Origin of the sequence: Corynebacterium sp. KPL2861, assembly GCF_040225475.1 — a bacterium.
Lineage (GTDB): Bacteria > Actinomycetota > Actinomycetes > Mycobacteriales > Mycobacteriaceae > Corynebacterium.
The window spans coordinates 1-5,757 of the sequence record NZ_JBEHFW010000022.1; the positions used below are offsets into that span (position 1 = coordinate 1).

8 protein-coding genes are annotated in these 5,757 nt (G+C 52.4%); 6 read left to right on the top strand and 2 right to left on the bottom strand.

Translation table 11 applies throughout. From position 1 onward, the window contains the following. Window positions 1–184 precede the first annotated feature (184 nt). From ABRP84_RS11150 to ABRP84_RS11170, 5 genes are all read left to right on the top strand, one after another. A complete protein-coding gene (locus ABRP84_RS11150; protein WP_349853822.1) occupies window positions 185–358 on the top strand; it encodes a hypothetical protein in 174 nt (57 codons plus the stop codon). A gap of 69 nt (window positions 359–427) precedes the next feature. Then, window positions 428–1,021: a replication protein RepA gene (locus ABRP84_RS11155; RefSeq protein WP_349853823.1), complete on the top strand. Its 594-nt coding sequence runs from the start codon at window positions 428–430 to the stop codon at window positions 1,019–1,021. A gap of 429 nt (window positions 1,022–1,450) precedes the next feature. After that, window positions 1,451–1,870 (top strand): hypothetical protein, encoded by a 420-nt coding sequence (locus tag ABRP84_RS11160; RefSeq protein WP_349853824.1) that lies wholly within the window; start codon window positions 1,451–1,453, stop codon window positions 1,868–1,870. A 227-nt stretch (window positions 1,871–2,097) separates the two neighbouring features. Then, entirely contained in the window at window positions 2,098–2,751 is a 654-nt protein-coding gene (locus ABRP84_RS11165; RefSeq protein ID WP_023023305.1) for a hypothetical protein, read from the top strand. 5 nt (window positions 2,752–2,756) lie between these two features. Further along, window positions 2,757–3,107: a hypothetical protein gene (locus tag ABRP84_RS11170; protein WP_156904619.1), complete on the top strand. Its 351-nt coding sequence runs from the start codon at window positions 2,757–2,759 to the stop codon at window positions 3,105–3,107. A gap of 61 nt (window positions 3,108–3,168) precedes the next feature. Here ABRP84_RS11170 and ABRP84_RS11175 read toward each other — a convergent pair whose 3' ends face one another. After that, window positions 3,169–4,131 (bottom strand): Mu transposase domain-containing protein, encoded by a 963-nt coding sequence (locus ABRP84_RS11175; protein WP_023023309.1) that lies wholly within the window; start codon window positions 4,129–4,131, stop codon window positions 3,169–3,171. Then, window positions 4,080–4,262, bottom strand: coding sequence for an integrase core domain-containing protein (locus tag ABRP84_RS11180; protein ID WP_156905836.1), 183 nt, complete (start codon window positions 4,260–4,262; stop codon window positions 4,080–4,082). Before ABRP84_RS11180 ends, ABRP84_RS11175 begins: the two co-directional genes overlap by 52 nt. A gap of 1,172 nt (window positions 4,263–5,434) precedes the next feature. On the opposite strand from ABRP84_RS11180, the gene ABRP84_RS11185 reads away from it, so the two are divergent. Beyond that, window positions 5,435–5,757: transposase (locus ABRP84_RS11185; RefSeq protein WP_349853826.1), on the top strand; the 323-nt coding region annotated here is incomplete at its 3' end.

Genomic DNA, 5,757 nt, shown 5'->3' on the forward strand with positions numbered 1-5,757 from the left:
AATGGCCGTGGCCTTTCCCGACCGCTTCGACAAGTACCTATAAACCTAACCCCACACACAAACAACTTGACACGCTCCCTCGGGATGGTCAGCCCCGTCGATTTCGAAAACCACATCACCCAAACCAAAAACGAAGAAAAAATCGCTGCCTAACCACTAGGTAGCTCTACTACGTGTCCACGATTTGCGGGCAACCCCACGCGCCAAGCTCGAAGCGGTCAAAGAACTAGCCCGCCGGCAAGAATACGACGCCACACAAGAACTCCTCCAAACCCAAGACGTCGGCTACACCTCCAAACTCTTCGTCCAAGCGCTCTTCCCTTACCGCAAAACCGAGGGAAACAACCGCACCGTCTAAACCCCACAGGGAACAATCACCATTCTTTCCCAACGCGGAGTCCCCTACGGCAAGTACCCGCAGCTCATCATGGCCTACATCATCACCCGCGCCGTAGCTAATGCTAGACGCCTCAAAGAAGGCAAAAGCACCCATGAAGAAGCCCTACGCATCCCGCTAGACCATTCAATGAGCCACTTCCTTCAAGCAATCGGCGTCACCGGACGCGGCACCGGAGGAGCAACCGGAAACCTAAGAAATATCCGCGAACAACTCCTACGCATCGCTGGCTCTTTCATCACTGTCCAAAGCGGCGACGGGGTTCACGCACGGGGTCGCAACACCCAAAGTCTCGAAGACTGGAATCTCTGGTTCGACCCACGCGATCCTAACCCGGGCAGCTTCATAGAATCAGAACTTGTCCTCACTCCCCAGTTCTTCAAGCACATTGCCGAAGCACCCATTCCCATCGACCTCAATGTACTGCGCGAGCTCAACAAACCACGAGCAATGGACCTTTATCTCTGGCTCACGGTAAAGCAGTACTGGCTGGCGAAAAACAACCGCGACGCCTACACTTTCACCTGGGACTTGATCGCCGCAAACTTCGCCACCAAGATTCTACGAACAGGCCAAGACTGGGCACACTTCCGCGCTGAGATTAAAAAGCCATTGTTGAATTAACGATGGTGTGGCCCGCTGCAGGAATTGAAGCCAGCACCGACGGTGTTACAGTCACTAAAACCTCCCCATCAGTTCAGCAGAAGCCACCGCGCCCCGAACTCGACTAAACCAAACACAGAGAAATAGCGCCCTCTGGGGCGCTTTCTTTTTGCCTAAAACAGCTTGCGCATATTTACCGATACCGGGCTGGCTATCCACAGGGGTTTGCCTGCGGTTTTCTCTATTTTCCCAGGTGGCTTATAACTATATCCCCAGCCGATCAACCAATAAAACCGTTCACTACGGGTTACTGTTTATTCTCCCGCCTCGCCTTGCGGCTCGTTGGGCTGCCGCCCAAATCAAAGATTTGGTTGCCGCCAACCAGCCCTTGTTACGGGTACGTCGTGAAAGAATCAACAACTAAGACTTACCTACCCACCTTAGAAAGCCATGACCACACCACAATCCCTGATCGCTCGCCTGGCGTCTCCAGATTCCACTGGGCGCACTGAAGCTGACATTCAGTCCGACATCAAGACCCTGCTGACTACCGACGACTTCGACTTGGATACCCCACGGTTGGAAGAGCAGATCGGTGATGGTTCTTACCGACGAATCGACATCGTCACCGGCGCCACTGTCATCGAAGTAAAAAAGCGGCTCACCAACGAGAGCGCCGACGCGGACTACATCAACCAACTCGCTGACTATGTCACTACCCGCATGAGCCAAGATGGTTCCCGTTACAACAGAATCCTCACCGACGGGAAAACCTGGTGGCTGTTCGAGCAGTCCCCCCGCCGAGGGCTCCTTCGCCCGGCGCAGCACCTTCGAGCTTGCCCCTGGAGCTACCGGGGTCGGGCTTATTGAATGGCTCCAAGCCGTGCTGGCTACTCGGAGCAATTCGCGAATGTCATTGTGATTGAACCCATCATAGGCGAGAACTCTCATTTATGAGACATCGGAAACCCCTTAATTCTCATTCCACCAGCGAGAGCATTCCACATGCTGTAGGGTGCGGCTCATCTGAGAAGCGGGATGTCAGGATGGCGTGTATCATAGATTTGGTCCGCCTATCGATACAGAAAGGTTCTATCATGAATCGAGTCGCGCTTCTGACAGTTGCGTCTCTAATCACTGCAGGTATTGCCCCCGCAGCTTCTGCCGAAACGGTTGAACAAGCAGAGAAAACTCCTGTTTGGTCTGAAGAGCAATTTGATAGGTCTCTTAAGGATATCACTCCTGAAGAGAAAAAGCGGCTTGAGCTAATTAGTAACGTCGGTGAACATATTGATTACGACGATGAGGGTAACCTCAAGTCCGATCTCAACGATGATCAGCTCCGTAGTGATTATGGTTTCGAAGACAAAGATGTCAGTTTTTTCCACTCAGTGCTTGCTGAGGATGAAAGCGTTGTTCAGCACAAGGAAAACGAGCCAAAAATTGTCACTACATATGATCACAAGCTCGGCCACATATCAAATAGCGATCTGACGGTTGGGGCGGCTGCAACTCTTACCGCAGCGGCAATGGATGGGCCAGCTGCTCTTGAGGCGGCATTCTTTGCTTGGGGTGCTGTAGCAGGCGGGCCGATCGGAGCTGCTATTTCTGGCGCTGCCGGTCTTCTTGGGGCAACTTACTTTGTCGATCTTGCTACTAAAATCACAGGGGCGGTCGCGCAGGGTAAAGGTATTACCTGGTACTCTAAGTGGGGATTTCCGCCAATTACCGCAGAGATTGAGGATGACTAATGCGGATGGATAAAGATCCAAAGTTTATTCGCTTTCCAGAATCTCTGTGGGCTTTTGTCACTATATTCCCCTCGGATATTATTGAGAAACATGGAGTTGAACACTTTTTCAATTATGGATATTTGTGGCTCTATTCAATATTGGGAGTAATCCTTTTTGGCATTTCCATGATCATGGGTGAAAAAGCGGTATCTCCTTGGATGCATCGTGTGCGTTCCATTTTCCTCTTTGCTGCAACGATAGCTATTACAGCTTTCTTCCCTAGCTTGGTTGGGCGAATAGTCGTGGCGTTCCTAGCCATCTGCTACTTTTTCTGGCCCAATAACCATATAGTCTTTCGTCGAGCAGCGGAATGATCGGTGTTTTAAGTGGAGCTAGCAGTCTATTAATCACTTGATAAAAAGTGATAGGATCTCGCTAAACTGTCTTCCAAAATTTGGCCACAGTGTTCGTTGCTGGCCCAAACGACGAGGCCCAAGCCAACAGCTCATCACGAGTAAGCGCCTTGTGGCCTTCGTCATCGCCACTGGGCCCATGGTTGGGGTCAGTGGAATAACGGTACTTAAATCCATGAAGGCGCGTGTGTTCAGCAACAAGCTGATCCCCTTTGAAGACGCTCACCAGCTTCGGGGTGAGCCTGACTGTTACCGATTCTCCTACCAGCTGAAATGGCACTGAATAGTACTGGTAGTCACAAGTGATGTGCCAGTTGCGATCGACCTTGAGCCGCTTATAGGACACTTCCGTAAACGGTGCGGGCGGAAGATCCCGCATCACCGGTGCCTCTTCTTGCTCAAAGCGCAGGCGCCGTGTTGTGCCATCAGCCCGCGTCATTGTGTCGTTGATGTCAGCAAGGCGATAAGCGATCGCCTCATTAAGGCCGTTGAGGCTGTAGAAGACCTCATCGCCGAAGTAACCCAGGATTTTGGTGTAGACGATTTTCACAGCGCGTTCTACTGCCGCTTTGTCACGAGGCCTGCCAGGTCTTGTCGGCACAATTGTGACCCCATAATAGTCGGCAAACGCTGCGTAGCGGTCAGTGACCATTCGATATGTAGATTTCTTCTTCGGCCGGTAGGTCGCCGTAGGAGCATTATCCGGCACGATGACCGCCGGTATTTTGCCGAGATAGTTCAACGCTTTGATGTGGCACTCAATCCACGCCGGCATCTTCTCATTCGCAGCAGCAGTAACATACATCAGCCCTGAGTATGGGTTGACCTCGACGAACAGTGAGGCCTTGAATGCAGTATCACCACTAGCCTGATCCACCACTGGCACTTTGTCACCGGCCCAGTCGACATAGTGAAGTGCCCCGAGTTTTGTTCCTAGGCATGTGCCTTGGTTTCTATTATTCCCTGTCGCGGGTTCTGCTTCCACAATTTGGTTTCCGCTTCGGCTGGGGTTTGGTATCCCAGGCTTTGGTGGAGCCTTACCTCGTTCCACCATGACACCCACTCAAATGTGGCGATTTCTACCTCGACAACATCATTCCACCTGCGATTATGGATGAGTTCGCCTCTTGTGAGGAGCCGTTAACGTTTTCAGCCAGAGCATTGTCATTTCAGTCACCGACAGTCCCAGTGGAAGCGGCAATCCCGTGCTGGGCGAGACGCTCGTTGTGGACAACGCTGACGTACTGCGATCCGTGATCCGAATGGTGAATGAGACCTGTTGTTTCCTCAGCACACACAATCGCTTGATTGAGAGCTTGCAGCGGTAATGCCTGCAGTGCGCATGGGCCCGACCCCGAAGCCTTTCTTCATGCGCACGTAGGTAATGTCGGCCACCCACAGCTTGTTTAAGGCCCTGGGCTTTGAACTCACGATCGACCAAGTCTGGGCGCAGATCCGGCACGTGAGCTTTTCGGGTTGTGATAGGTGATCCGCCTTTGCCTGTGCCAGAAACACCAGCCAGGCGCATCAGCCGGGTAGCGTGTTCACGACCGATATCTATTCCATCACCGTGAAGCGCATGCCACATTGTCCGCACGCTTAAGACACCGTCATTATCCCGATGAATGGCACTACTGCGTTCAACTAGAACAGCCATCACGAAGGCGACGAGCACTTAGCCCACGGGCTGTGGCCTATGGACTGGCGATAACCACGCGAGGTGATAAACCCGCGAGCCCGGTTATTCTTTTAACGCCAGTGCAGATGAACTCGACAGAGAAACAATTCCGGTATTTATCGATGAACCGGATCATAACCGAGGCTTGGGGCCTGGTCGTGAGGAGAAAAAAGCTGACGCGGCCTTCAGCAACTCGTTGGTATCTCGAAGCTGGTGATTTTCGCGGCGTAGCCTCGCGTTTTCCGCAGCCAAGTCTTCAGGAACAGGCTCTGTGATGTTTCCCGCACGACGAGCAGACTTAAGTCCATTGACGAGCTATGTGCCATGAAACCCCCAGCTTTGGAGCTACTTCCTGGCACGCGGGGTGCATTGACATGTTTTCCGTCAAGATGCGGTCTTCTACAAGGCGGACCACACGGTCCTTTGCATCCTGGTCAAATTTTCTTGGCATGTTCCAGATTTTCCCATCTACTCAAACGGAACAGGTTGCGTCCATTAGTGTGGTGTATCTGTAACCCGTGGTAAGCCTTGTGCCGGTGCACAATAAGGCGACCATCACGGGTACCTTTCGAATCAACTTCAACCTATCCTCGAAAGGAATATAACCGCGATGGCCGCTAACCCCCATCATATCGATCCCACTGCGTATCTGGAAGAATTGCTCCCCCAAGCCTCCCCAGACTTGATGCGCCAGATGCTTACAGACTTCATTAACCAGATACTTTCAGCTCAGGCTGACACGGTCTGCGGCGCTGATTACGCCACGGTATCTCCACAACGGACTAATACCCGCAATGGCTACCGTCACCGCTGCTTAGACACCAGGGTAGGAAGCATTGATGTTGCTATCCCGAAACTACGTCACGGCGCATTCTTTCCCGACTGGCTCTTAGAAAGGCGCACCCGCACCGAAAGAGCCCTGACTACCGTGAT